Annotated in this window: 21 protein-coding genes; 4 read left to right on the forward strand and 17 right to left on the reverse strand. The window is 61.7% G+C overall.

Annotated features, from left to right (window positions below; all coding sequences use genetic code 11):
* Window positions 1-92 precede the first annotated feature (92 nt).
* The 14 genes from secG to GVL04_RS03805 form a co-directional block, all read right to left on the reverse strand.
* Window positions 93-350 (reverse strand): preprotein translocase subunit SecG, encoded by a 258-nt coding sequence (gene secG, locus GVL04_RS03740; RefSeq protein ID WP_017198454.1) that lies wholly within the window; start codon window positions 348-350, stop codon window positions 93-95.
* A 36-nt stretch (window positions 351-386) separates the two neighbouring features.
* On the reverse strand, window positions 387-1,202 hold the full coding sequence (tpiA, locus tag GVL04_RS03745) for a triose-phosphate isomerase (RefSeq protein WP_159699754.1): 816 nt from the start codon (window positions 1,200-1,202) through the stop codon (window positions 387-389).
* A gap of 75 nt (window positions 1,203-1,277) precedes the next feature.
* On the reverse strand, window positions 1,278-2,504 hold the full coding sequence (gene pgk, locus GVL04_RS03750) for a phosphoglycerate kinase (RefSeq protein ID WP_159699757.1): 1,227 nt from the start codon (window positions 2,502-2,504) through the stop codon (window positions 1,278-1,280).
* A 9-nt stretch (window positions 2,505-2,513) separates the two neighbouring features.
* Window positions 2,514-3,524: a type I glyceraldehyde-3-phosphate dehydrogenase gene (gene gap, locus GVL04_RS03755; RefSeq protein ID WP_159699760.1), complete on the reverse strand. Its 1,011-nt coding sequence runs from the start codon at window positions 3,522-3,524 to the stop codon at window positions 2,514-2,516.
* A gap of 271 nt (window positions 3,525-3,795) precedes the next feature.
* The gene (locus GVL04_RS03760; RefSeq protein WP_089595054.1) at window positions 3,796-4,419 is read right to left on the reverse strand and encodes a superoxide dismutase; all 624 of its coding nucleotides are present in this window, start codon (window positions 4,417-4,419) and stop codon (window positions 3,796-3,798) included.
* 174 nt (window positions 4,420-4,593) lie between these two features.
* Window positions 4,594-5,574, reverse strand: a complete 981-nt coding sequence (gene whiA / locus GVL04_RS03765; RefSeq protein WP_159699763.1) for a DNA-binding protein WhiA — start codon at window positions 5,572-5,574, stop codon at window positions 4,594-4,596.
* A 9-nt stretch (window positions 5,575-5,583) separates the two neighbouring features.
* Window positions 5,584-6,600, reverse strand: a complete 1,017-nt coding sequence (gene yvcK / locus GVL04_RS03770; RefSeq protein ID WP_159699766.1) for a uridine diphosphate-N-acetylglucosamine-binding protein YvcK — start codon at window positions 6,598-6,600, stop codon at window positions 5,584-5,586.
* Complete coding sequence (rapZ, locus tag GVL04_RS03775; protein ID WP_159699769.1) at window positions 6,600-7,523, reverse strand: RNase adapter RapZ; 924 nt, start codon at window positions 7,521-7,523, stop codon at window positions 6,600-6,602. Before rapZ ends, yvcK begins: the two co-directional genes overlap by 1 nt.
* A gap of 128 nt (window positions 7,524-7,651) precedes the next feature.
* A complete protein-coding gene (gene uvrC / locus GVL04_RS03780; protein WP_159699772.1) occupies window positions 7,652-9,667 on the reverse strand; it encodes an excinuclease ABC subunit UvrC in 2,016 nt (671 codons plus the stop codon).
* Between the two features lie 62 nt (window positions 9,668-9,729).
* On the reverse strand, window positions 9,730-10,398 hold the full coding sequence (locus tag GVL04_RS03785; protein ID WP_159699775.1) for a 1-acyl-sn-glycerol-3-phosphate acyltransferase: 669 nt from the start codon (window positions 10,396-10,398) through the stop codon (window positions 9,730-9,732).
* The gene (locus GVL04_RS03790; protein ID WP_159699778.1) at window positions 10,385-11,101 is read right to left on the reverse strand and encodes an HAD hydrolase-like protein; all 717 of its coding nucleotides are present in this window, start codon (window positions 11,099-11,101) and stop codon (window positions 10,385-10,387) included. Before GVL04_RS03790 ends, GVL04_RS03785 begins: the two co-directional genes overlap by 14 nt.
* A gap of 68 nt (window positions 11,102-11,169) precedes the next feature.
* Entirely contained in the window at window positions 11,170-14,097 is a 2,928-nt protein-coding gene (gene uvrA, locus GVL04_RS03795) for an excinuclease ABC subunit UvrA (protein WP_159699781.1), read from the reverse strand.
* 65 nt (window positions 14,098-14,162) lie between these two features.
* A complete protein-coding gene (locus GVL04_RS03800; RefSeq protein ID WP_159699784.1) occupies window positions 14,163-14,543 on the reverse strand; it encodes a GntR family transcriptional regulator in 381 nt (126 codons plus the stop codon).
* Between the two features lie 154 nt (window positions 14,544-14,697).
* Window positions 14,698-15,477 carry a trans-aconitate 2-methyltransferase gene (locus tag GVL04_RS03805; RefSeq protein WP_159699787.1) on the reverse strand — a complete coding sequence of 260 codons (780 nt, stop codon included), beginning with the start codon at window positions 15,475-15,477 and terminating at the stop codon, window positions 14,698-14,700.
* A gap of 70 nt (window positions 15,478-15,547) precedes the next feature.
* Here GVL04_RS03805 and GVL04_RS03810 point away from each other — a divergent pair, with 70 nt between their 5' ends.
* From GVL04_RS03810 to GVL04_RS03825, 4 genes are read left to right on the forward strand one after another with little or no spacing between them, the layout of a single operon-like run.
* Window positions 15,548-18,082: an RNA helicase gene (locus GVL04_RS03810; protein WP_159699790.1), complete on the forward strand. Its 2,535-nt coding sequence runs from the start codon at window positions 15,548-15,550 to the stop codon at window positions 18,080-18,082.
* A 29-nt stretch (window positions 18,083-18,111) separates the two neighbouring features.
* Complete coding sequence (locus tag GVL04_RS03815) at window positions 18,112-19,470, forward strand: CoA transferase (RefSeq protein WP_235036145.1); 1,359 nt, start codon at window positions 18,112-18,114, stop codon at window positions 19,468-19,470.
* A gap of 28 nt (window positions 19,471-19,498) precedes the next feature.
* Window positions 19,499-20,011, forward strand: coding sequence for a GNAT family N-acetyltransferase (locus tag GVL04_RS03820; protein ID WP_159699796.1), 513 nt, complete (start codon window positions 19,499-19,501; stop codon window positions 20,009-20,011).
* The gene (locus tag GVL04_RS03825; RefSeq protein WP_159699799.1) at window positions 20,004-21,338 is read left to right on the forward strand and encodes an alpha/beta fold hydrolase; all 1,335 of its coding nucleotides are present in this window, start codon (window positions 20,004-20,006) and stop codon (window positions 21,336-21,338) included. The genes GVL04_RS03820 and GVL04_RS03825 overlap by 8 nt, the downstream gene beginning before the upstream one ends.
* Here the strand turns inward: GVL04_RS03825 and GVL04_RS03830 are convergent.
* The 3 genes from GVL04_RS03830 to uvrB all read right to left on the reverse strand — a co-directional run bounded on the left by GVL04_RS03830 (window position 21,335) and on the right by uvrB (window position 26,010).
* Window positions 21,335-22,684, reverse strand: coding sequence for an MFS transporter (locus GVL04_RS03830; protein WP_159699802.1), 1,350 nt, complete (start codon window positions 22,682-22,684; stop codon window positions 21,335-21,337). The two genes, GVL04_RS03825 and GVL04_RS03830, sit on opposite strands and share 4 nt — an antisense overlap.
* A 29-nt stretch (window positions 22,685-22,713) precedes the next feature.
* Entirely contained in the window at window positions 22,714-23,742 is a 1,029-nt protein-coding gene (locus GVL04_RS03835; RefSeq protein ID WP_159699805.1) for a TerC family protein, read from the reverse strand.
* 168 nt (window positions 23,743-23,910) lie between these two features.
* Window positions 23,911-26,010: an excinuclease ABC subunit UvrB gene (gene uvrB, locus GVL04_RS03840; RefSeq protein WP_159699808.1), complete on the reverse strand. Its 2,100-nt coding sequence runs from the start codon at window positions 26,008-26,010 to the stop codon at window positions 23,911-23,913.
* Window positions 26,011-26,013 lie beyond the last annotated feature (3 nt).

The following is a 26,013-nucleotide window of genomic DNA, read 5'->3' on the forward strand; positions in this document are numbered from 1 at the left end:
CGACGACGGCACTAGGGTCGGTGTCTTGGGTTAAAAGTCTTGGGTCAAAAAGGGGAGGCTCCGTTCAGGAACCTCCCCTTCTTTTGGGATGACTAGGAGTCGCCACCCGAGGTGAAGCGCATGATCAGCCCGAGGCCAATGATGACAACACCCCACGTGATACCCAGAATGATGGTGAACCGGTTAAGGTTGCGCTCGGCTACACCGGACGAACTCAATCCGGAGCTCATTCCGCCACCGAACATGTCGGACAAACCGCCGCCACGCCCTTTATGCAGGAGGATGAGCAGCGTCAGCAGAAGGCTGGTGATGCCCAGCAGAATCTGCAGAATGACTTGAAGAACGTCCACGACGGCCTTTCGAAGAAACGGAAAACGGGAGCCGGACTAGTCCGTGACGAGGTGGCTCTCGAACCTGACAATGTTAGCAAACTCAGCGGGGTCCAGGCTGGCGCCACCCACGAGCAATCCGTCAACGTCGCTTTCAGCCATGATGGCGGCAGCATTGTTGGCCTTTACGGAGCCGCCATACAGCAGCCGGGTCTTCGCCGAGACAGTCTCGTCGAAGAGTTCGGCAAGCTCCGCGCGGATGGCTGCGCACATTTCCTGTGCATCCTCCGGGCCGGCAACTTCACCTGTACCGATGGCCCAGACAGGTTCGTAGGCAACAACGAGTTCGGCGGCCTGCTCGGCCGTGAGTCCTTCGACGCCGGCGCGCAGCTGGGCCAAGGTGTGCTCCACGTGCGTACCGGCCTGGCGGACGTCGAGGCCTTCGCCGACGCAGAGAACGGGAGTGACACCGTGACGGAATCCGGCCTTGACCTTTGCGTTCAGGACGTCATCGGATTCGTTATGAATCGTGCGGCGCTCACTGTGCCCAACCAGGACATAGGCACAGCCCAACTTGCTGAGGAACTGACCGGAGATGTCGCCGGTGTAGGCGCCGGAGTCGAACTGGGAGAGGTCCTGGCCGCCGTAGTCAACATCGAGCTCATCGCCCTGTACCAGCGTCTGAACGCCACGGAGATCGGTGAACGGCGGAAAGACAGCGACTTCGGCACGGTTGTAGTCGTGCTTCGCGTCGGAGAGCGTCCAGGCGAGCTTCTGCAGCAGGGTGATGCCCTGGACGTGGTCCATGTTCATCTTCCAGTTGCCGGCGATGAAGGGCTTGCGGACAAAGTTGCCGTTGGCAGAGGTAGTCACATGAACTCCAAAGAATGCGTTGAGATATGGAACGGCCGGCAGGACGCATTGGCGTCCTGCCGGCCGGATTGGTGCTTAGCGGTCCAGGACGCTCAAGCCGGGAAGTTCCTTGCCTTCAAGGTACTCCAGGCTCGCGCCACCACCGGTAGAGATGTGACCGAACTGCGAATCCTCGAACCCGAGCGTCCGCACTGCTGCAGCGGAGTCGCCGCCACCGACCACAGTGAAGGCAACCGTGTCAGTCAGGGCCTGTGCAATGGCACGAGTGCCACTGGAGAAGGCTTCGAATTCGAACACACCCATGGGACCGTTCCAGAAAACAGTTTTGGCCCCTTCGATCTGAGCTGCGAACGCCGAGGCGGATTCCGGCCCAATATCCAGTCCGATGCCGGAAGCGCCGAAAGCGCTGTCCTCGATGGCATCTGCCTTCACGACCTCATGCTCAGCGTCCGCTGCGAAGCGGCTCGCCACCACAACGTCCGTGGGGATCACGAAGGATGTTCCCGCGTCAGAGGCACGCTTGAGGTAGTCCTGAACTACGGGGATCTGGTCTTCCTCGAGGAGGCTTCCCGCCACCTTGTGGCCAGCTGCGGCCAGGAAGGTGAAAAGCATGCCACCGCCCACAAGGATGGTGTCTGCCTTGCCGAGCAGGTTGTCGATGACTGCCAGCTTGTCAGAGACCTTGGAACCGCCGAGAACCACCACGTAGGGACGCTGAGTGTCCGTTGTGAGCTTCCGCAGAACCTCAACCTCGGTGTGGACAAGATCGCCCAGGTATGAGGGCAGCCGGGTAGCCACGTCAAAGACGCTGGCGTGCTTGCGGTGGACCGCGCCGAAAGCGTCGTCCACGAACGCGCCGTTGCTTCCCGTGAGGGCCACCAACTCGTCAGCGAAGGCGCCGCGCTCGGCGTCGTCCTTGCTGGTTTCGCGGGCATCGAAGCGGACGTTCTCAAGGACGAGCACTTCGCCGTCCTGCAGGGCAGCGGCAAGCTCCTTGGCGGAGTCTCCCACCGTGTCTGCGGCGAGTTCTACCTTGAAGTCTGCGAGTTCCGCGAGGCGGTCCGCAGCGGGCTTCAAGGAGTACTTGTCTTCGGGGGCGCCTTTGGGACGTCCCAAGTGGGCGGTTACGAGCACACGGGCACCGGCGTCCGAGAGCTTCTTGAGGACCGGAAGGGAGGCCTTGATGCGGCCGTCGTCGGTCACTGTAGAGCCGTCGAGCGGCACATTCAGGTCACTTCTGACCAAAATGTACCGCCCGCGGACACCTTCAGCGATGAGTTCGTTGAGGGTGTGAGATGTCATGTGTCTACCCTAGCCCAGCTTGGATGCGACGAGCTCCGTGAGGTCTACGAGGCGGTTGGAGTAACCCCACTCGTTGTCATACCAGGAAACAACCTTGACCTGGTTGCCGATGACCTTGGTGAGGCCGGAGTCGAAGATCGAGGAAGCCGGGTCGCCAACGATGTCCGAGGAGACGATGGGCGCATCGGTGTAGCTCAGGATGCCGGCGAACTGCTCGGACTCAGCTGCGGCCTTGACGGCTGCGTTGACTTCCTCAACAGTGACTTCGCGGGAAACAGTGACCGTAAGGTCCGTAGCGGAACCGGTGGGGACCGGAACGCGGATGGCGTAGCCGTCGAGCTTGCCTTTGAGTTCCGGGAGGACCAGGCCAATTGCCTTGGCGGCACCGGTGGAGGTGGGAACCATGTTGATGGCGGCAGCGCGGGCGCGGCGGAGATCGCCGTGCGGGCCGTCCTGCAGGTTCTGGTCTGCCGTGTAGGCGTGGACCGTGGTCATGAGGCCACGTTCGATGCCGAAGGCGTCGTTGACGACCTTGGCCAGCGGGCCGAGGCAGTTGGTGGTGCAGGAAGCGTTGGAGATGATGTTGTGCGCTGCGGGGTCGTAGAGCTCGTGGTTGACGCCCATGACAATGGTGATGTCTTCGTCGCTGGCAGGTGCCGAGATGAGGACCTTCTTGGCGCCGGCGTCGATGTGCTTCTGGGCAGCAGCAGCCTTGGTGAAGAAACCGGTGGACTCGATCACGATGTCCACGCCAAGGTCACCCCAGGGGAGGTTTGCGGGATCGCGCTCAGCAAGGACCTTGATGGACTTGCCGTCGACTACCAGGTTTCCATCGACAACTTCCACGGTCTGGGCGAGGCGTCCACCGACGGAGTCGTACTTCAGGAGGTGGGCGAGGGTCTCGGGGCTGGTGAGGTCGTTGACTGCGACGATCTCGAGGTCTGCGCCCTGGGCCAGTGCTGCGCGGAAGTAGTTACGGCCGATGCGGCCGAAGCCGTTGATACCAATACGGGTGGTCACTATGTGTCAATCTCCTTGGTGCTCTTGCAAGCACGCCTAGTGAGTCGGATTAAAAATTTCCAACTAACAGACCCCGCACGTCTTTGGGCAGAGGTGATTATCAGATCGGAGGGCGACCAGCCACGTTGCTGAAGGCTAACCGCCTTCCGTGATCCATCTTACGTTTAACTGAGCCTGCCCCCGCAACTGCGGAGGCAGGCTTTCCAGCATTTGGTCCGAATTCACGCAAAAAGTGACTTTTGTTACATCGGCGTGAACCGGGGCTCACCAACTAGAGGACGATGAGGCCCGTGGCGTTGGCGCGTGCGGCTTCGAAGCGCTTGGCGACGTCCGCCCAGTTGACGATGTTCCAGAATGCCTTGACGTAGTCAGCCTTGACGTTGACGTAGTCCAGGTAGAAGGCGTGCTCCCACATGTCGAGCATGAGCAGCGGTGTGGTGCCTACTGCGACGTTGCCCTGCTGATCGTAGAGCTGTTCGATGAGCAGGTTTCCACCGATGGGCTCGTAGGCCAGGAAAGCCCAGCCGGAACCCTGCAGGCCAAGCGCAGCGGCGCTGAACTGGGCACGGAAAGCATCGAAGGAGCCGAAGGCGTCGTCGATGGCAGCTGCGAGCTCACCTTCGGGCTTGTCGCCGCCGTCCGGGGAGATGTTGTTCCAGAAGACGGAGTGGTTGATGTGTCCGCCGGTGTGGAACGCGAGGTCCTTGGAGAGACGGTTGATGTTGGCGTAGTCGCCCTTCTCGCGGGCATCGGCCAGCTGGGAAAGGGCGTTGTTGGCGCCTGCAACATATGCCGCATGGTGCTTGCTGTGGTGCAGCTCCATGATCTTTGCCGAAATGTGCGGCTCGAGTGCTGCATAGTCGTAGCCGAGCTCGGGCAGAACGTACTCTGTCACGAAATCCTCCAATGTAGTGGACTGACGTCCGGGTTGGTAACTCTCGTTATTTCATCCGGCCAGCGGGCCGACCGGAAATCCTTGGCGAAGAAACCTGCTCTTGCCTCCACCGGGAACAACCCGCGGTTGCCTTGCAGTATTTCCTCCGCACTTTTTCGATTCTATGGGTGTGCGCTATTCGTCCATCATTTCCGGAGTCACATTTGCCTCAGTGCCCGGGATGCCCAAATCCATTGCACGTTTGTCGGCCATGGCAAGGAGGCGCCGGATTCGGCCGGCAATGGCGTCCTTTGTCATGGGTGGATCGGCAAGGCGGCCAAGTTCGTCCAGGCTTGCCTGCTTGTGGGCTACCCGGAGTTCCCCGGCGTACTTGAGGTGATCCGGTACGTCATCGCCCAGGATCTCCAGAGCCCGGTCAACCCTGGCACCGGCCGCCACGGCAGCCTGCGCCGAGCGGCGCAGGTTGGCGTCGTCAAAATTGGCAAGCCTGTTGGCGGTGGCCCGTACTTCCTTGCGCATCCGCCGTTCCTCCCAGACCATCAAGGCATCGTGGGCACCCATACGTGTCAGGAGGGCCGCGATGGTATCTCCGTCACGGATCACTACACGGTCAACGCCGCGCACTTCGCGGGCCTTGGCCTGGATGCCGAGACGACGGGCGGCTCCAACAAGTGCCAGCGCTGATTCAGGGCCGGGGCACGTGACCTCGAGCGAGGACGAGCGACCTGGTTCTGTCAGGGATCCGTGGGCGAGGAATGCGCCGCGCCACACAGCCTCGGCGTCTGCGGCCGAGCCGTTGACGACCACCGATGGTAGTCCGCGCACCGGGCGTCCACGTCCGTCAAGCAGGCCGGTTTGGCGGGCGAGGGCCTCACCGTCACGCACGACCCTGACCACGTACCTGCTCCCCCGGCGCAAGCCGCCGCCGGAGACCACGATGATTTCGCTCTGGTGGCCGTAGACCTCGGCGATCGCCGCGCGGAGGCGCCGGGCCGTTGAGGCGAGGTCAACCTCGGCCTCAATGACTATCCGTCCCGAGATGATGTGCAGGCCGCCGGCAAAGCGCAGCATTGCCGAAACTTCCGCCTTTCGGACCGAAGATTTCTTGATGTCCAGCCGGGACAGTTCGTCCTTGACCGACGCAGTAAGTGCCATCGCGTGTTCCTAACTGTTCCCGAAAATATCGTGGTACGCCGCTGCCAGCAGCAGTGGATCATGGACGGGGCGGCGCCTCGACGCCCCTACTCTACCCAACACCACTTCAGCGCCGATCATCCCCGCGGCCTTCTCGAAGGCCTTGAGATCCTGGATCGCAGCAGGATCCGCGAGGACGACGTCGACGCTGAACTCAGGTGCGTACCGGCGCAGGACATCCAAATGGTCGGCTGCCGTCATGCCTGAGGTTTCCTTGGTTTCCACGTCAAGGTTCATGGTCAGGCAGCGCTTGGCAGCAGTGTCGCCGAGGGCTTGGCGCAGCTCAGGCAGCAGCAGATGCGGCAGGACAGAGGTGTACCAGGAGCCGGGTCCAAGGATGACCCAGTCCGCCAGCTCAATGGCCGTCAGTGCCTCGGTACACGCGGGAGCGTCTTCGGGCAGGAGCCGGACGTCCTCGAGTTTGCCGGCCACAGCACATTTTGCCTGCCCGCGAACCGTCTGCAGTTCATGGCCACCACCCGGAAGCTCAATCCGTGCCTGGCCCTCAATAGTGAGGGGAACGCTGGACATGGGAAGAACCTGGCCCCGGGCTCCAAGCAGTGCACCTGCCCATTTCAAGCCTGCGACCGTATCGCCCAACAGCTCCCACAAGGTCACGATGAGCAGGTTGCCCATGGCATGATGGTCCAGCGAACCGCCTTTGGCGGACCCGGCGTTGAATCGGTGCTGCATGACGTCGCGCCAGGTCCGGCCCCAATCGGTGTCATCGCACAGGGCGCTGAGCGCCATCCGCAGGTCTCCGGGCGGGAGGACGCCGTACTCTTCGCGGAGCCGCCCCGACGAGCCGCCGTCGTCCGCTACTGTGACGATTGCCGTCAGTTCGGAAGTGAGCAAACGCAGTGCCGACAACGAGGCCGCCAGTCCGTGGCCGCCGCCCAAGGCGACCACCGAGGGACTTTTCTTCTGCTGGCTGCCGGGTACGCCCTTGGGTGGAATGAGGGGCAGCGGGCCCGTCAGGACCCCCACTACTCGCGTCCCAGGTCGCGGTGGGTGGTGGTGACTGTCACACGTGGATACTGCGCCAAACGCTTGGAAAGCTCGACGGCGACCGCCACCGAACGGTGCTTGCCTCCAGTACAACCGACCGCCAAGGTGGCGTAGTGCTTGTTCTCCTGGCGGTAGCCGTCCAGGACCGGCTCCAAAGCCCGGACATACCTGTCCACGAACTCGTGTACGCCATCTGCAGCCAGTACGTAGTCGCTGACGTCCTCGTCCAGTCCTGTGTGTGGCCGGAGTTTGGGAACCCAGTGCGGGTTGGGAATGAACCGGGCATCGGCCACGAAGTTGGCATCCACCGGGAGTCCGTACTTGAATCCAAAGCTCATGACGTTCAGGCGCAGGGTCACCGGGCCGGTGTCGCTGAACAGTTCCGTGATGGCCGTCGCCAGGCCGTGGACGTTGAAGTCGGAGGTGTCCAGCACGACATCGGCGTGTTCACGCAGTTCCCGCAGGACCTCGCGCTCGATGCCGATGCCGTCCAGGATCCTGCCTCCGCCTTGCAACGGGTGAGGACGGCGGCCTTGTTCGAAGCGGCGGACCAGGACGTCGTCATTGGCATCCAGGAAGAGCACCCGGAAGGTGATGCCGCTGGCGCTCAGCGCGCCCAATGCGGTCTGGATGTCGGTGAAGAGATCCTTGCTGCGGACGTCAACTACCACGGCCAGCTTGGGAATCGATTTCGGAGCATGCGAGACAATTTCTGCCAGGGTTCCCAGCATTTGCGGTGGGAGGTTGTCCACCACATACCAACCATGATCTTCCAGGGCATCCGAGGCCGTACTCCGCCCCGCCCCGGACATGCCGGTCACTACCAGCAGTTCCGCTTCCGGGGGCTTGACGGGCGTGAGGCCGTCCTGCTCCGTTCCGGACCCTGCCGTTGCCTCATCCATCAGTTGTCCCCGTTTCGTCGGAAGTGATCATTGCAGCCTGTGGTGCCTGCCTGTCAGGGCAAAGCACTGCTGGCATGTTCAGATGCCGCTGACCGCAGATGCGGCCAACGGCCAAGTTCTTACCCTAGCTAAGATTCAAGGATTTCGCCGGTGGTCATGTTGATCCCCGGCACTGTTTCCTCATTCGTCTCCGCAGAACCCAGATGCTGGACCACGGCTGCGGCCAGGGCGGGACCGATGCCCTTTGCCGACGTGAGTTCCTCGACCGACGCGGCCTTAATCTTCTTGAGCGAACCAAAGTGTGCCACCAGGGCTTTTCGTTTCGCTTCGCCCAAGCCCGGTACGCCGTCCAGGACGGAGACTGTCATGGCCTTGCCGCGCTTCTGGCGGTGGAAGGAAATGGCGAAGCGGTGTGCTTCGTCACGAATTCTTTGAAGCAGGTAAAGGCCTTGCGATGTCCTCGGCAGGATGACCGGGAAGTCGCTGTCGGGCAGCCAGACTTCCTCCAGGCGTTTGGCGAGGCCCACCACGTAAACGTCATCGATGCCGAGTCCGGCCAACGCTCGCTTTGCGGCATTCACCTGGGGCTGGCCGCCATCCACGACCACCAGGTTGGGCGGGTAGGCGAACTTTGCCTTGGGGGCGGGCATGGAAGGGTCCGACGGCGGCGCTTCACTCGCGCTCCTGGTGCCTGCCCGCGTCGGGTTGACGATCTCGCCCGAGACTACGGGCACCTGGGCGGCTTTGTCCGTCAGGTAGTGCCGGAACCGACGGGTCAGGACATCATGCATGGCGGCGGTGTCGTCCGCCGCTGCCGCTCCCGTGATGGAGAACTTGCGATAGTCGGCCTTCTTGGGCAGCCCGTCTTCCACCACCACCATGGAAGCCACGACGTTGGTACCTTGCACGTGCGAGATATCGAAGCACTCGATCCTCAACAACGGCACAGGAATCTCCAATGCCTCCTGAAGCTCCTGAAGCGCTACGGACCGGACCGTGATGTCGCCTGCCCGGCGCGTTTTATGGAGCTTAAGGGCTTGTTCGGCATTCTCGCGCACAGTGGACATCAGCGCTGCTTTGTCGCCGCGCTGTGGCACACGGATGTCAACCTTCGCCCCTCGCAACCCACCAAGCCACTCAGTGAGTTCGGCGTGGTTGCTGGGATTCTCCGGTACCAGGACTTCGCGGGGTATCCGTCCCTGGACCTCGCTGTCTTCGCCGTAAACCTGTTGCAACAAATGTTCGATGAGTTCCGGTGTGGTGGCGTCCTCCACTTTTTCCACGACCCACCCACGTTGGCCGCGAACCCGGCCACCGCGTACGTGGAAGACCTGCACGGATGCCTCGAGTTCGTCGTCGTGCAGTGCGAAGACGTCCGCGTCGGTGTCTTCCGCAAGGACCACGGCGTTGCGCTCAAAGACCTTGCGGAGGGCGATGATGTCGTCCCTGAGTCCTGCTGCCCGCTCATAGTCGAGCTCAGCTACCGACGCAGCCATGTCCTTTTCCAGCCGGCCGATAAAACGCTTGGCTTCCCCACCCATGAAAGAACAAAAGTCCTCGGCGAGGGCACGATGTTCCTCGGGAGTAACCCGGGCAACGCAAGGGGCCGCGCACTTGTCAATGTAGCCAAGGAGGCACGGGCGTCCACTGGACTGGGCGCGCTTGAAGACACCTGCGCTGCAGCTGCGCACCGGGAATACCCGCAGGAGGGTGTCCATGGTTTCCCGGATGGCGCCGGCGGTGTAGGGACCAAAGTACCTGGTGCCTTTCCTTCGCTCACCACGCATGACCTGCACCCTCGGGAACTTCTCCCCCATGGTGACCGCGAGATACGGATAGGTCTTGTCGTCACGGAAGACAACGTTGAATCGCGGTTTGAATTCCTTGATCCAGGTGTACTCCAGCTGCAAAGATTCCAGCTCGCTGCCCACCATGGTCCATTCGACGCTGCTGGCCGCGTGGACCATTGCATGGGTCTTGGGGAGAAGGCCGGCCGGGTTGGCGAAGTAGGAATTGAGCCTGGACCGGAGGTTCTTTGCTTTGCCCACATAGATGACCCGCCCGTGGGGGTCGCGGAATCGATAGACGCCCGGGGTGGTGGGAATTTCACCCGTTTGGGGCCGGTAACTTGCTGGATCTGCCACGTTTCCAGTCTAGTGAACCGGAACGACAGCCATGGCCACCCTGTCGCAGGAGGGCCCAGGTGCTAGTCGACCGACTTGCTCTGGTTGTAGCTGGAGGACCGCTCCTGACCGCTGAGCACGGCAATGGCATCCATGATTTTGTCAGTGACTTCACGGCGGGCGGGCAGGGAATGGTCCGGGCCGGTCTTGTCGAAGTACAGGGGCTCGCCGACCTTCATGGTGAAGTGCTGGGGACGGACCGCGTTCTTGTCCGCGGGCTGCAGTTTCTCGGTGCCGATGAGCCCTACGGGGATCACCGGCGCGCCCGTGGTCAGGGCAAGCCAACCCACTCCGGTCCGCCCACGGTAAAGAATGCCGTCGCGGGAACGGGTGCCTTCAGGGTAGATGCCAATGCCCTTGCCTGATTCGAGGATGTCAAGCAAGGTCTTGAGCGCCTGTACGCTGGCCGCCTGCTCGCCGCGCTCAACCGGAATCGATCCCACAGCTTCGAAGAAGGACTTCATCACGGCACCTTTGACGCCCTTGGTGGTGAAGTACTCTGCCTTGGCGAAGAAGGCGACCGGACGCGGCATCAGGGCCTGAACGATGACGCTGTCCAGGAACGAGAGGTGGTTCGGAGCGACAATGAACGGTCCCTCCTTGGGAACGTTTTCCAGCCCAATGACAGTGGGACGGCACGTGGAGGAGATCAATCCACGGGTGGTCCACCGGATCGCATCAAAGACTGCCATCGTTTTGTACCTCGCTCAGGGCCGCCGCACGGACAGCGTCAAGTTCTTCAATTTTGGTGCGCAACTCAAGTGCGGTTGCGACTACTGCCACTGCACCGGCTTCCTCGAGTTCGCCGTCGGGCGCAAATCCCCAACTGACACCGATGCAGTCCAAGCCGTTCGCCATGGCCCCTGCAACGTCCTGGTGCCTGTCCCCCACCATGACGGCCGGCTGGGAATGGAGGTCGGCCAACGCTGCGCCCACAATTTCCACCTTGCCAGAGGCCGTGTTGGCGTCCAGGGATTCGTCGTCGGCAGCTCCGCGGATGGAGACGAAGAAATCGGCAATTTTGTGGTGCTCAAGGACGAGCCGCGCAATTGACTGTGGCTTTTGCGTGGCCACAGCCACTGGCCGGCCGGATTCCGCGAAATATTCGAGGAGGTCGAATATTCCGGGATAAAGCTTGCTCTGCCCGATTCCCGTTTCCTTGTAATGGCGCCGATACCGCTCAATGGTTTCATCAACCAAGCCAGCAGGGACATTGGCCAAATGCAGCAGGGAGTCGCTGAGTTTGGGACCCACCATGGAATTCAGTACCGCTTGATCCGGTACAGGGAGGTTCATTTCACGCAGGGCCACAGAGATTCCCCCTGTGATGCCGCCGGCAGGATCGACAAGGGTGCCGTCCAGATCGAATATTACGGGCACCGTTGTTTGAGTCACCGGGTTAGTTTCTCACGAGTAGCGGCATGCCTGAAACTCGCATGCCGCTACCGGAATACTTCTGGTGACTAACCGAGAATTTCGGCCAGGAACGTCGCCGTGTGGCTGTCGGTGGATTTGGCCACCTGTTCAGGTGTTCCTGTGGCCACGATCTTTCCGCCACCGGAACCACCGTTGGGGCCAAGATCCACAATCCAGTCTGCCGACTTGATGACGTCCAGGTTGTGCTCAATGGTGATGACCGTGTTGCCCTTATCCACCAAGCCTTGGAGAACCATGAGCAGCTTTCGGATGTCCTCGAAATGCAGGCCGGTTGTGGGCTCGTCAAGAACGTAGATGCTGCGTCCGTTGGAACGCTTCTGCAACTCGGCCGCCAACTTCACGCGCTGCGCCTCGCCACCTGACAGCGTGGTTGCCGGCTGTCCCAGGCGTACATAGCCCAGGCCGACGTCCACCAGAGTGTTCAAATGCCGCGCTATCGGCGTGAAGGCGGCAAAGAATTCCGCACCTTCCTCGATGGGCATGTTGAGGACATCCGCGATGGTCTTGCCCTTGTAGTGGACCTCAAGGGTCTCCCGGTTGTACCGGGCTCCGTGGCATACCTCGCAGGGAACATAGACGTCCGGCAGGAAGTTCATCTCGATCTTCAATGTGCCATCGCCGGAACATGCTTCGCAGCGTCCTCCCTTGACGTTGAAGGAGAAGCGACCAGGCTGGTACCCGCGAACCTTGGCCTCGGTGGTCTCGGCGAAGAGCTTGCGGATGTTGTCAAAGACGCCGGTATACGTGGCCGGGTTGGACCGCGGTGTACGGCCAATCGGGCTTTGGTCGACGTGGACCACCTTGTCCAGGTGCTCCAGCCCGGCGATTGTGCGGTGGCGTCCTGCCACTTGTTTGGCGCCGTTGAGCTTGTTGGCGAGGACCTTGTAGAGGATTTCGTTCACCAAGGTGGATTTGCCGGACCCACTGACACCGGTCACCGCGGTGAAGAGACCCAAGGGGAACGTGGCATCAACGTTGTTGAGGTTGTTCTCCCGGGCACCAACAACCTTGAGTTCACGCTTTTTGTCGTACTTGCGGCGTTTCTTGGGAATATCAATCTTGCGACGTCCGGAAAGGTAGTCACCGGTGAGGGACTCCGTGTTTTCCAGGAGCTCCTTATACGTGCCGGAGTGCACCACCTGGCCGCCGTGCTCGCCGGCGCCAGGTCCGATGTCCACTACCCAGTCGGCCTCGTGGATGGTGTCTTCATCATGTTCCACGACGATCAGGGTGTTGCCGAGGTCCCGGAGACGGGTGAGCGTCTCGATGAGCCGCCGGTTATCGCGCTGATGGAGGCCGATCGAGGGCTCATCCAGGACGTACAGGACACCTACCAAGCCGGAGCCGATCTGGGTTGCCAGACGGATACGCTGGGCTTCGCCACCGGACAAGGTACCCGACGGCCGCTCAAGGTTGAGGTACTCCAAACCGACATCCAGGAGGAAGGTCAAACGGGCCTGGATTTCTTTCAGCACCTGGTTGGCGATTTGGGCTTCCCTGCTGGTCAGGGTCAAGCTGCCCAGGAACTCTGCGCACTCACGCATCGGGAGGGCGGCCACTTCCGCGATCGACTTGCCGTTGATCAGCACGGACAGCGACGCCGGGTTGAGGCGCGCACCGTTGCACTCAGGGCAGGGAATCTGGCGCATGTACTCTTCGTACCTGTCACGGGCCCAATCGGAATCCGTTTCACCGTGCTTGCGGTGGACGTACTGAATGGCACCTTCAAAGCCCGTACTGTACTTGCGCTCCCGGCCAAAGCGGTTCTTGTACTGGACAACAACCTTGTGGTCCTTGCCGTGCAGCACGGTATTCCGGACATCCTTGGGGAGTTTCTCCCACGCTGTAGTCATGGAGAAGCCGAGTTCGTGCGCCAATCCCTCGAGGAGACGGTTCCAATATTCCGTGGTGGCCGTGCCAAGGGACCACGGGGCAATGGCGCCTTCGCCCAGGGACAACTCCGGATTGGGAACGATCAGTTCCTCATCCACTTCGAGCTTCGTACCAATGCCGCTGCAGGCTGAGCAGGCACCGAAGGGGTTGTTGAAGGAGAACGAGCGGGGCTCGATCTCATCGATCGCCAAGGGATGCTCGTTGGGGCAGGCCAGGTTTTCCGAGAAAGCCCGGATGCGCCCGGGATCCTCGGGGTCGAGGTCGACGAACTCGACCAGCACGCGGCCTTCGGCCAGGCCCAGCGCTGTTTCCACGGAATCAGTGAGCCGCTGGCTGATGTCTTCCTTGACCACCAAACGGTCCACAACAACTTCGATGGTGTGTTTGAACTGCTTGCCGAGCTTGGGAGGGTCGCTCAATTGAACCAGCTCGCCATCCACCCGGGCACGGGAATAGCCCTTGGCGGTCAGTTCCTTGAAGAGGTCAACGAACTCTCCCTTGCGGCCGCGCACGACGGGCGCCAGGACCTGGAATCGCGTACCCGTCTCCAGTTCCAGAAGCTGGTCGACGATCTGCTGCGGCGTCTGGCGGGCGATCGGCTCTCCACACACGGGACAGTGCGGACGGCCCACGCGGGCCCACAGCAAGCGCATGTAGTCATAGATCTCGGTGATGGTGCCCACCGTTGAACGTGGGTTCTTGCTGGTGGACTTCTGGTCGATGGACACCGCGGGCGACAAGCCTTCGATGAAATCGACGTCAGGTTTATCCACCTGGCCAAGGAACTGGCGGGCGTACGCAGACAGCGATTCCACATACCGGCGCTGTCCTTCAGCAAAGATGGTGTCGAAAGCCAAGGATGACTTGCCGGAACCCGAAAGTCCGGTGAACACGATCATGGCATCACGGGGAAGGTCCAGGTCCACATTGCGCAGGTTGTGTTCCCGGGCGCCCTTGACCACCAGCCGCGACAGGTCTGGCCTCGCGGGCTTGGTGTCAGGAACGACAGGGATGCTGTTCAGGGATTCGATGGCGGTATCTTCAGCTAAGGCTTTGGGCACTTACCAATGCTAATCGAAAACTTCTTCGAATTTCCATGTCGTTCCTCACATGCTACTGATCGGTATCAATCCGCGTCGTAAGCGGCCGCAAGAAGCTGCACGGCCTCCGCGAACGAAGCGCCTTGGGCCTTCGCCGCTGCCGCGTATTGAGCTGCGACGTCAGCCAGCGCTCCCCAGCGGTCATCCCGGGCACAGACCACGGTGCCGTTACGCCCACGGGTGGCTACCACGCCTGCTGCTTCCAGCTCCTTGTAGGCTCGGGCCACCGTATGCGGAGCGACGTCCAGTACGCCTGCCAGATTGCGCACAGGTGGAAGCTTGGCTCCCACGGCCAGGACGCCGGAGTCGGCGAGTTCGATGATTCGCAGCCGCAATTGCTCGAAAAGCGCCACCGCGCTGCTGGTGTTGGGGCGCCATGTGCCTGGAAAATCACCTGTCGGAGTCATGAAGCACTCCGACGGAGAGCCGCTGTCACCCGCGGCGTCTGTTGTTCGAAGCGTCCTTGGTCCATGCCGAGAATTAGACCAGCGACGCCGGTCGGGAACAAGCCGTCACGGCGCACGAAAGCCATTGCGACGCGATCGGACGCGTCCGGGCCGGTCATGCGTTCTTTCGTGCAACGGCAAAAATCCGCCGGAACGGGAAAATTGTTCCGTGTGGGGAGGTTGGATAGGCCTCGCGCAGCATCGCGGAGTATGCTTCCTCGAACTCAGCAGCCTCCGCCGTGGACAGAGCGGCCAGTACCGGTCGTAGTCCCGTCCCTCGAACCCACTGAAGGACCGGATCCTTGCCCGGAAGCACTTGTTGGTAGGTGGTCTCCCAAGCGTCCGCCGCGCATCCGGCGTCGAGCATTATGTCCAAGTAGTCCGCCGGACTACCAACAGCACCGTCGTGCCTAAGTACGCCGGCCAAGCGCGACGCCCAGCGGGGCGACTCGGCGAGTTCGCGCATCAGCGTGTGTGAGGGGGAGGTGAAATTGCCGGGGACCTGCAGGGCGAACCAGGCACCGGGCTTAAGGGCGCGCAACCACTCCGCCAACATGTCCCGGTGACCCGGCACCCATTGAAGTGCCGCGTTTGTGACGACGACGTCGGTATCGGCACCTGGTACCCACGTGGCGATGTCGCCTTGCTCGAATTCCAGGTGTCTGGACTTCTCCGCCAGGGACTCCGCTTTGAGCAGCATCTCCTCCGACGAGTCAATACCCACCACGCGGGCTTCCGGCCAGCGCTCTTTCAGCGTCGCAGTCAGGTTCCCGGGCCCGCACCCGAGGTCCACAATTTTCCGCGGGTCGCTGGCCTGGATCCTCGCGACGAGGTCATGGAACGGTCGGTCCCGATGGTTGCCGAACTCCACATATTTGGACGGATCCCACTTCATCAAAGCCTCCTCGCGTCTGGCACCACTGCTGGGCCGAGCCTAAACCGTACGGGCACTAAGCTGGAAACCAATGAAACTTCTTGAACAGCTTCCCGGTACCATCGCCGCCGATCCCCTGGACCCCGACGAAATCTACACACGGTTCGTGGAGTGGACGGAGAGCCGCGGGTTGCAGTTGTACCCAGCCCAGGACGAGGCGATCATGGAGCTCGCCTCCGGTGCCAACGTCATCCTCGCCACCCCCACCGGCTCAGGAAAATCACTGGTAGCCATCGCGGCCCACTTCGAAGCCATGGCACGCGGCCGGAGGAGTTACTACACGGCGCCCATCAAGGCCCTGGTATCCGAAAAGTTCTTTGCTCTCTGCGACATTTTCGGCGCGGAGAACGTGGGGATGATCACCGGTGATTCCGGCGTCAACCAGGATGCCCCCATTATTTGTTGCACGGCGGAAATCCTTGCCAACATCGCGCTCCGCGAAGGCTCGACGGCGGACCTTGGCTCGGTGGTCATGGACGAGTTCCATTTCTATTCCGACCCCCAACGTGGTTGGGCATGGCAGGTGCCCCTCCTGGAACTCCCCCAGGCACAGTTCCTCCTCATGTCCGCCACCTTGGGCGACGTCTCCCGTTTTGAAACCGGACTGACTGAGCTGACGGGCCGGACCACCACCACCGTGAGCTCCGCGGAACGTCCCATTCCACTGCACCACTACTACCACCTGACCCCTGTTCACGAGACGTTGGAGGAGTTGCTCTCCACCAAGCAGGTCCCCGTTTACGTGGTGCACTTCAGCCAGGCAGAAGCCATTGAGCGTGCCCAGAACCTGATGAGCATCAACATGTGCAGCCGCGCCGAAAAGGACCGCATCGCTGAGCTCATTGCTGGATTCCGGTTCGCAGCCGGCTTCGGAAAAACCCTCAACAGGCTGGTCCGACACGGCATCGGCGTGCACCACGCCGGGATGCTCCCCAAGTACCGCCGGCTGGTGGAGCAACTGGCCCAGGCGGGGCTCCTGAAAGTCATCTGTGGTACCGATACGTTGGGGGTGGGCATCAACGTACCCATCCGGACAGTGTTGTTGACCGCTTTGAGCAAGTACGACGGCGTGCGCACCAGATCGCTCAACTCTCGTGAGTTCCACCAGATTGCCGGACGTGCCGGCCGGGCAGGTTACGACACCGCCGGTACGGTGGTGGTCCAGGCTCCGGACCACGTGGTGGAGAACACCAAGGCGATGGCGAAGGCCACTGCCAAGTTCGGCGATGACCAAAAGAAGCTGCGCCAAGTGGTGAAGAAGAAGCCTCCGGAAGGATTCGTATCCTGGGGCGAACCAACCTTTAAACGGTTGGTCGAGTCAGTGCCTGAGCCGCTGACATCAAGTTTCACCGTGACCCACGCAATGTTGCTCAACCTCATGGAACGCCCGGGCGATCCCTTCCACACAACCCGGCGCCTGCTCAGCGAGAACCATGAGAGCCGCCCTGCGCAGCTGAAACTCATGAAGAAGGCCCTGGGAATCTACCGCGAACTGCTTGCCGCCGGAGTGGTGGAACGGATCCCGGAAGAGGAACAGGAAGCCGAGGGGCGCTCGGTACGCCTGACTGTGCATCTGCAGGCCAACTTCGCATTGAACCAACCCCTTTCGCCCTTCGCGCTTGCCGCGCTGGAACTTCTCGATCCGGAGTCGCCGTCGTACGCCTTGGACGTTGTCTCCGTTATCGAATCGACGCTGGAGAAGCCACGCCAGATTCTCTCGGCTCAGCAAAAGAAGGCGCGCGGCGAGGCAGTTGCCGCCATGAAGGCCGACGGCATCGAGTATGAGCAGCGCATGGCCATGCTGGATGAAGTCACCTACCCCATGCCCTTGGCCGAAATTCTCGGCGAGGCTTTCGAGGTCTACCGCAAGGCGGCTCCTTGGGTGGGCGACTTCGAACTTGCACCGAAATCGATCATCCGGGACATGTATGAGCGCGCCATGAACTTTGGCGAGTTCGTGCAGTTCTATGGCCTGGCCCGCTCTGAGGGCATCGTCCTGCGTTACCTTGCTGACGGGTTCCGCGCGCTGCGACAGACCGTTCCCCAGGATTCGCTCCGTGAGGACCTTGAAGACCTTATTGCGTGGCTGGGGGAACTGGTCCGCCAAGTTGATTCCAGCCTGCTGGATGAATGGGAAGAACTCACGTCGGGGCTTGGCCCCACGCCGCACGACGCTCCCCCGCCCCCGCCGCCGCTCCTGAGCGCCAATATCCGTGCTTTCCGGGTGATGGTCCGCAATGAGATGTTCCGCAGGGTTGAGCTCTTCGCTGATGAGGACTCTGCGGCGCTTGGCGAACTCGACGGCGAAGCCGGCTGGGACGCAGAACGCTGGGAAGAGGTCTTGGACGACTACTTCGATGAACACGACGACATTGGAACGGGTCCTGATGCGCGCGGCCCCGGATTGCTCATCATCACCGAGGAAACCGGCACGTGGAAAGTCCGGCAGATCTTCGACGATCCCGCAAGAAACCATGACTGGGGAATCTCGGCCGAGGTGGATTTGGCAGCATCAGACGAGACCGGCACCGCGGTGGTCCGGGTAACAGACGTCAACAGGCTGTAGGTTCAGCCGCTGTGGAACCCTTCCCGGACTTGACCGACAGCTTGCGGGGCTTCGAAGCCCTCCGTGCGGCACCCCCGGCGGGCTGCTTCGGTCCGCGTCGATGGTGGGGCGGCCCCCTGGACGTTGAAGGGCTCGCGCTGGGGTCCGTCCAGGCGGCAGCTACGGCCCTCCAGGCCCTCACGGATACGGCCGGTCGGTACGCCGTGGCATCGGGACCAACGGCTGCTTCCTTCGATTCCCTGGGGCACCTCAGGATTTCGGGCAGCAAGCCTCAAGGTTTTGCTCCGATGTCAGGCTTCCGGCCGACCCTGGATGGCTGGATCCGCCTGCATGCCAATTACCCACACCATGCTGCACGGTTGATGGAAGCACTTGTGGCCAGCACGCCCCAAGACGTGGATCGGGCACTGCTTTCCATGACGTCGGTGGAAGCCGAAGAAGCCATCGCGGCAGGGAAAGGTGTTGCCGCGGCGGTTCGCACACGGGAGGAGTGGCTTTCCGCGCCCATGCACGGCGGGGCAAGCGAGGGACCTTGGATCAAGTTCATGCGTCCTGCATCAGCCCAGGCGGAGACATTGCGACCGTCGTCGTGGGTTCCTTCAACGGAGCCGTTTCAGCCGCTGGCAGGATTACGGGTGCTCGACCTGACGCGGGTCATCGCGGGCCCAACATCAACCCGCTTCCTTGGCGCTTTGGGTGCGGATGTGCTCCGTATCGATCCTCCCGGTCTTCCAGAGCTCACCGATGCCTTCGTCGACTCGGGTTTCGACAAGCGCAGCGCGGAAGCCGACCTCGGCGATGCCGATGTCTTGGCAGCCGTGCAGCATCTGCTCGCGTCGGCAGATGTCGTGGTGACCGGATACCGCCGCGGCGGCCTGGACAGATTCGGCCTAAGCCCTGAGGAATTGCTTGCCACCAGGCCTGATCTTGTGGTGGTGACCTTGAGTGCGTGGGGCAGCGGACCTTGGAAAGCCAGACGCGGCTTCGACAGTCTGGTGCAGGCAGCCTGCGGAATCGCCGAACGCTACGGACGGTATGACGACGACGGGTGGAAGCCGGGCGCGCTCCCCGTCCAGGCCTTGGACCACGCAACAGGGTACGGTCTTGCAGCAGCCGCACTGGCCTTGCTGGCCGAACGGCGAAGGACAGGCAGAGGCGGAACAGCTCAGCTTTCCCTCGCGCGGACAGCTGAGGAATTGTTCTGTTTGCCGGCACCTGAGCCGTCGGGCCCGCTGAGTTCCCTGCCGGAACCGGAGTACCTCGAAACGGAGAGTCCCTATGGCCACCTCCGGTTCGTCGGCCCCCCGTTGATGGTTGACGGTGCTCCCCTTCGCTATGGCCGGGCCCCCGAACGGTATGGCATCTCGGCGCTGGCTTGGCGGCACTAGCCACGGCTCCCCTAGTAAGCTCGAAGGCATGAGTGTAATCCGCCCAGCCACTGTTGAAGACGTCCCTGCCATCCTCCGTATGATCCACGATCTTGCGATCTACGAGAAGGAACCGGATGCTGTCAAAAACACTCCGGAGATGCTTGCCGAAGTACTCTTCGGCGCGAACCCCCGTGTCTACGCCACCATGGCCGAAAACAGTGCGGGCACAGTGCAGGGTTTCGCCCTTTGGTTCCTGAATTACTCAACCTGGGAAGGCGTTCACGGAATCTACCTTGAAGACCTCTACGTGATTCCCGATGCCCGCGGCGAAGGCCATGGCAAGGCACTGTTGCAGCATCTGGCCGCCACCGCCGTCGAGCATGGATATGCCCGCGTGGAGTGGAGCGTCCTGAACTGGAACGAACCCTCCATCAACTTCTACAAGAACCTTGGCGCCTTCCCGATGGAGGAATGGTCAACGTTCCGCCTGACCGGCGACGCACTTAACGCCTTCGGCGCGAAAGTGGGCCACGCCAACGAGGCTCTTGCCCGTGGCTGACCGGCACCCCATCGAAGCGCACAGCATCCGCGCCCACCACGAATTCCGTGGGGTGCGGACTGCGGAACACTATTTCACGGTCCCTTTGGTGCACGCATCTGCTGAATCCGGCCACGTCGGCGAGACAATTACGGTCTTTGCCAGGGAGTACTCATCCACGGAGCACACGGCTGAGCAGGCCGGCAGGCTGCCGTGGCTCTTGTTCCTGCAGGGCGGTCCGGGCGGCCGGGGAAACCGGGTTACCTCTCTGTCCGGCTGGATGAAGGCCGCGGCCAAAGATTTCCGTATCCTGATGCTGGACCAGCGCGGCACCGGGTTGTCCACGCCCGTTGAGCAACAGTCACTGGGGCTCAGGGGCGACACCACAGCCCAGGCCGATTACCTGACCCACTTCCGTGCCGACTCCATCGTGGCTGACGCTGAATACATAAGGAAAATCCTGGGTTCAGGACCCTGGTCCGTCCTCGGCCAGAGCTTCGGTGGCTTCTGCGCGTTGACGTATCTTTCCTTCGCGCCGGAGGGGCTGCGCGAGGTGCTCATCACCGGTGGGCTGGCCCCGCTCCAAGGTCCGGCCGACCGGGTGTATCACGCCACGTTCCACCGCGTCGCCGCACGGAATGCCGAATACTTCTCTTGGTACCCGGAAGACCGGGAGAAGGTCACAAGGATCGCCCGCCACCTGGAACGGCAACCTGAGTTCCTGGCAAGTGGTGAAAGGCTGACGTCCGAGCGCTTCCAGATGGTGGGATCTTTTCTGGGCGGTAACACCCGCGTGGACGCCCTCCACTATCTCCTGGAGGACGCCTTCATCGACACTCCGTCCGGAGAACGCCTGTCGGAAACGTTCCTCGAACAAGCGCGCGGACTCGTCAGCCGTGCCGCTAATCCCTTGTACGCCGTCCTGCACGAGTCGATCTACGGACAGGGTGGGGCAACCAACTGGGCCGCGTGGCGCGTGTTGGAGGACTACCCGGAGTTCAAGCCCGATGCCAAGGAACCGCTGCTGACAGGCGAGATGGTGTACCCCTGGTATTTCGAACAGGACCCGGCACTCCTCCCCCTCCGTGACGTAGCTGAACAGCTGGCCGTCAAGAAGGACTGGAAGCCGTTGTACGACCCCGCGCGATTGGCCGTCAACACAGTGCCTGTGGCCGCTGCCGTGTATAAGGACGACATCTACGTGGATCACGATCTGTCACTCGAAACGGCTGCAGCAGTGCGTGGCCTTCAGCCTTGGGTTACCTCGGACTTCCACCATGACGGCATTGGAGAAGACGGCGAAGGCATCTTCGGCCGGCTTATCGGGATGGTCCGCGCCACTCGCTAGACCGCTGAACTATCGGTTCGGTCCTGCTCTGCCAGCGGTATCCGGCGGACTGCCGTGACGGCGGTCAGGGCCAACACGGCTGCAGCCAGGATGCTGGAAGCAATGTTGAGGCCTTGATAGCCGATCCAGGCCAGGAGTAGGCCTGAGGTGGCGCCGCCGATTGCGCCGGCGCCACCCATGAGCGTATCTGAGACGCCCTGCACTGTAACGCGTTCGTCAGGTGCAACGCTTTCGGCCAACAGGGTTGATCCGGCGATGGTTGCAGCAGACCACCCCAAGCCCAGGAGAACCAGTCCTGCGGTGACAAGCACGGGCTCATGTTGTCCGAATCCGGCGATGAACACCGCCACCAACAGCATTCCGTGCCCCATGGCAATGGTCTGCAACCGCCCCGCTCTGTCGGTCAGCCAGCCCCACAGTGGGGAAAGCGCAAACATTCCTGCGATGTGGAGCGAAATCGTGATGCCTATGACCACCAGTGCGTCCGTGCTGTCGGTTGCTCCACCGTGATGCCCCTCATGGGAACCGCCCACGAGTTGTTGCAGGTGAAGGGGCGTCATGGACATCACTGCCACCATGACCCCATGTGCCGCCACCACGGCGGCCAAAGCCAACAAGGCCAGGGGCGATGTGCGGACGGCACGCAGCCCGGAACGGATTGTTCCCCGAACCGGCTTCGCCGCGGCATCTCCGTTGCCGTCGGCCAACGAAGCCAGCTTCCGGGAAAACATCAGCGGGTCAGGCCTCAGGCCCACGAACAGCAGCGCGGCCGCCAGGAACAGCCCGGCCGCAGAGAACACGAACGGTCCAGCGATCGGCGGCAGCCCAAGGGCCGCGCCCACCACCGCCCCTGGCTGGATCAGGTTGGGACCGGCGACAGCACCGATGGTGATAGCCCAGACCACCGTGGACAGCGACCGCCCACGGTGCTCAGGTTCAGCGAGGTCGACGGCGGCGAACCTCGCCTGGAGGTTCGCGGCCGTGCCAAGGCCAAGGAAGGCCGCCCCCAGCAAGAGCAGCACGAAGGACTGCCCCATCACGGACGCGATGATGAGGAGTGCCCCGACCATGGCGGCCACCAGCCCGGTCACCAGTCCTACCCGGCGGCCCCGCGATTCCGCGAGGCGCGCCAAGGGCAGCGCGGCGATCGCCGCTGCAAGTGTCAGGACGGTAGTGATGGAGCCCGCCCAAGCTTCGGAACCAGACAGGTCCACCGCCAGCAACGATCCGATGGAAAGCGTGGCTCCGTTGCCAACGCCGCTGAGCAGCTGTGCCGAACTGAGCAGGAAAACAGTACGGCGCTGAACCCTTTGTGGGTCCAGCGCCGTAGGTGAAGTGGTAGTCACTTCACGAGACTACAACTTTTCGAGGAGAGTTACTCAGCCTCGCTCATGCTCTTTTTGGCATCTTCCTCAAGCCGGGCATCCAGCTTGGCTTGCCGTGCTTGCGGGCTCAGGAGGCTGGCAACGACCGCCACGATGATGGTTCCGACAATGACGGCCAGCGACACGTAGGTGGGAATCTCAGGAGCCCACTCGATGTGGTGGCCTCCGTTGATGAACGGAAGCTCGTTCACGTGCATGGCGTGCAGGACGAGCTTGACGCCGATGAACGCGAGGATCACGGACAGGGCGTGCTTCAGGTACACCAAACGGGTCATGAGGCCACCGAGCAGGAAGTACAGCTGGCGCAGGCCCATCAGCGCGAAGATGTTCGCCGTGAAGACGATGAAGGCGCTCTGGGTGAGGCCGAAGATCGCCGGGATGGAGTCCACAGCGAAGAGAAGGTCGGTCAGGCCGATGGTCACGAAGACGATCAGCATTGGGGTGAAGACCTTCTTGCCCTCAACAGTGGTCCGCAACTTGCCGCCGTCGAACTTTTCGGACATCGGCAGGACCTTGCGGAGGCGGGCAATCAGCGGGTTCTCAGCACCCTCTTCTTCATCCTCGCCGGAATCCTTGGCCTGCTTCCAGGCCGTCCACAGGAGGAACGCGCCAAAGATATAGAAGACCCAGCTGAACTGTTCGATCACCACGGCGCCGAGGGCAATGAAGATACCGCGGAGGATCAGCGCAATGATGATGCCCACCATCAGCACTTCCTGCTGGTACTTACGGGGCACGGAGAAGCGGGCCATGATGATGATGAAGACAAAGAGGTTGTCGATGCTGAGGCTGTATTCAGTGACCCAGCCGGCGATGAACTGGCCGCCGTATTCAGGGCCGGCAAAGAAGAACATGGCAACTGCAAAGAGCAGGGCCAGTCCTACATAGAAGCCGACCCACAGGCCGGCCTCTTTCATGGAAGGTTCATGGGGACGCTTGACGACCAAGAGAAGGTCGATCAGCAGGATGATTCCGAGGACGACAAAGGAGCCGACCTCAAACCAGACGGGAAGCTGCATTAAAGGTGCCTTTCGCAGGGTACGGGAAAGCGGTGTAAGTCTCTCCGGCCTGCCAGGGTGCGGTGAATGCAAATGTTGGCGGCCCGCTAGATCCGGCGAGGCATCTGTGCCTTGCGTGCTGACGGACGTAGCGCTTGGGATACTCCCCTACGTGACCTCAACCTTACCTTAGGCGTGCCCGGCGGACTGCATCTGACGTAATTCGCGCTTCAACTCCTTGACTTCATCGCGGATCCGGGCTGCGACCTCGAACTGCAATTCCGCTGCCGCGCCGTGCATCTGTTCGGTCAGTTGTTCAATGAGGCCCACCAGGTCCTCGGCCGGCGCGGCGGCGAGGCCATCTTGGCGAACTGTCGCTGCGCCCTTGGCAGCAGACTTCCCGCGCTTACCACCCTTTGCGAGCCGGTTGTTGTTCAGGAGCTCCTGGGTATCGGCATCTTCCTTGGCCAGCTGATCGGTGATGTCTGCGATCTTCTTGCGCAAAGGCTGGGGGTCGATGCCGTGATCGGTGTTGTACTGGACCTGGATGGCACGGCGGCGGTTGGTTTCATCAATGGCATGGGCCATGGAATCGGTGATCCGGTCCGCATACATATGGACCTGGCCCGAAACGTTACGGGCTGCGCGGCCGATTGTCTGGATCAACGACGTCGAAGACCGCAGGAAGCCTTCTTTGTCAGCGTCCAGAATGCTTACGAGTGATACTTCAGGAAGGTCCAGGCCTTCGCGGAGCAGGTTGATGCCCACCAGGACGTCGAAGACGCCCATGCGAAGTTCCCGGAGCAATTCCACCCGCCTCAGGGTGTCGACATCGGAGTGCAAGTACTCCACCTTGACCCCGTGTCCCACAAGGTAGTCAGTGAGGTCCTCCGCCATCCGCTTGGTCAATGTCGTGACAAGGACGCGCTCGTTCTTCTCTGTACGGGTCCTGATCTCGCCCAGCAGGTCATCAATCTGCCCCTTGGTGGGCTTGACTACTACCTCGGGGTCGATGAGGCCCGTGGGACGGATGATCTGCTGGACGTAGCCGTCAGCCTTGCCCAGCTCGTATTTACCGGGCGTTGCGGACAGGTACACCGTCTGGCCGATGCGTTCGAGGAACTCGTCCCACTTCAGCGGTCGGTTGTCCATGGCTGATGGCAGGCGGAAGCCGAAGTCCACCAGGTTCCGCTTTCGGGACATATCGCCTTCATACATGGCGCCAATCTGCGGGATGGTGACGTGGGATTCATCCACCACCAGCAGGAAATCGTCCGGGAAGTAGTCGATGAGGCAGTGCGGAGCAGTCCCGGGATTACGGCCGTCAATGTGCACGGAGTAGTTCTCGATGCCGTTGCAGAAGCCCATCTGCTGCATCATTTCGAGGTCGTATGTGGTGCGCATCCGAAGGCGCTGGGCCTCCACGAGCTTGTTCTGGCTTTCGAGCACCTTCAGGCGGTCGGCAAGTTCATCCTCGATGCGCTTGATGGCACGGGCCATCCGTTCCGGGCCGGCCACGTAGTGCGACGCCGGGAACACGTACATCTCTTCTTCGTCGCGGAGAACCTCTCCGGTCAGGGGATGGAGGGTGTGGATGTTCTCGATTTCATCTCCGAAGAATTCAATCCTGATGGCGAGTTCCTCGTACATGGGGATGATCTCGACTGTGTCGCCGCGGACCCGGAACGTGCCCCGGTGGAAGTCCATGTCATTCCGGGCGTACTGCATGGAAACGAATTTCCGGAGGAGATGGTCGCGGTTCATCTCCGCGCCCTTGCGCAGCGTGACCATGCCCGCGATGTACTCCTCCGGCGTACCCAGGCCGTAGATGCAGGAGACTGTGGCCACGACGATAACGTCGCGGCGGGTCAACAGCGCGTTGGTGGCCGAGTGGCGGAGGCGTTCAACTTCCTCGTTGATGGAGGAATCCTTCTCAATGAAGGTGTCCGTCTGGGCTACATACGCCTCAGGCTGGTAGTAGTCGTAGTACGAGACGAAGTACTCCACGGCATTGTTTGGCAGCAGCTCCCGGAATTCATTGGCCAGTTGCGCGGCGAGGGTCTTGTTCTGAACCATGACCAGGGTGGGTCGCTGGACTTGCTCAATAAGCCACGCCGTAGTGGCACTCTTGCCAGTACCAGTGGCGCCGAGGAGGACAACGTCCTTTTCCCCGTTATTGATGCGTTCGGTCAGTTCCGCGATGGCGGTGGGCTGGTCACCGGCGGGTTTGAACTCGCTGATCACTTCGAACGGCGCGACGACACGATTGATTTCCTGGGCAAGGCTCATAGG

Source organism: Arthrobacter sp. 18067, from assembly GCF_902706295.1.
Lineage (GTDB): Bacteria > Actinomycetota > Actinomycetes > Actinomycetales > Micrococcaceae > Arthrobacter.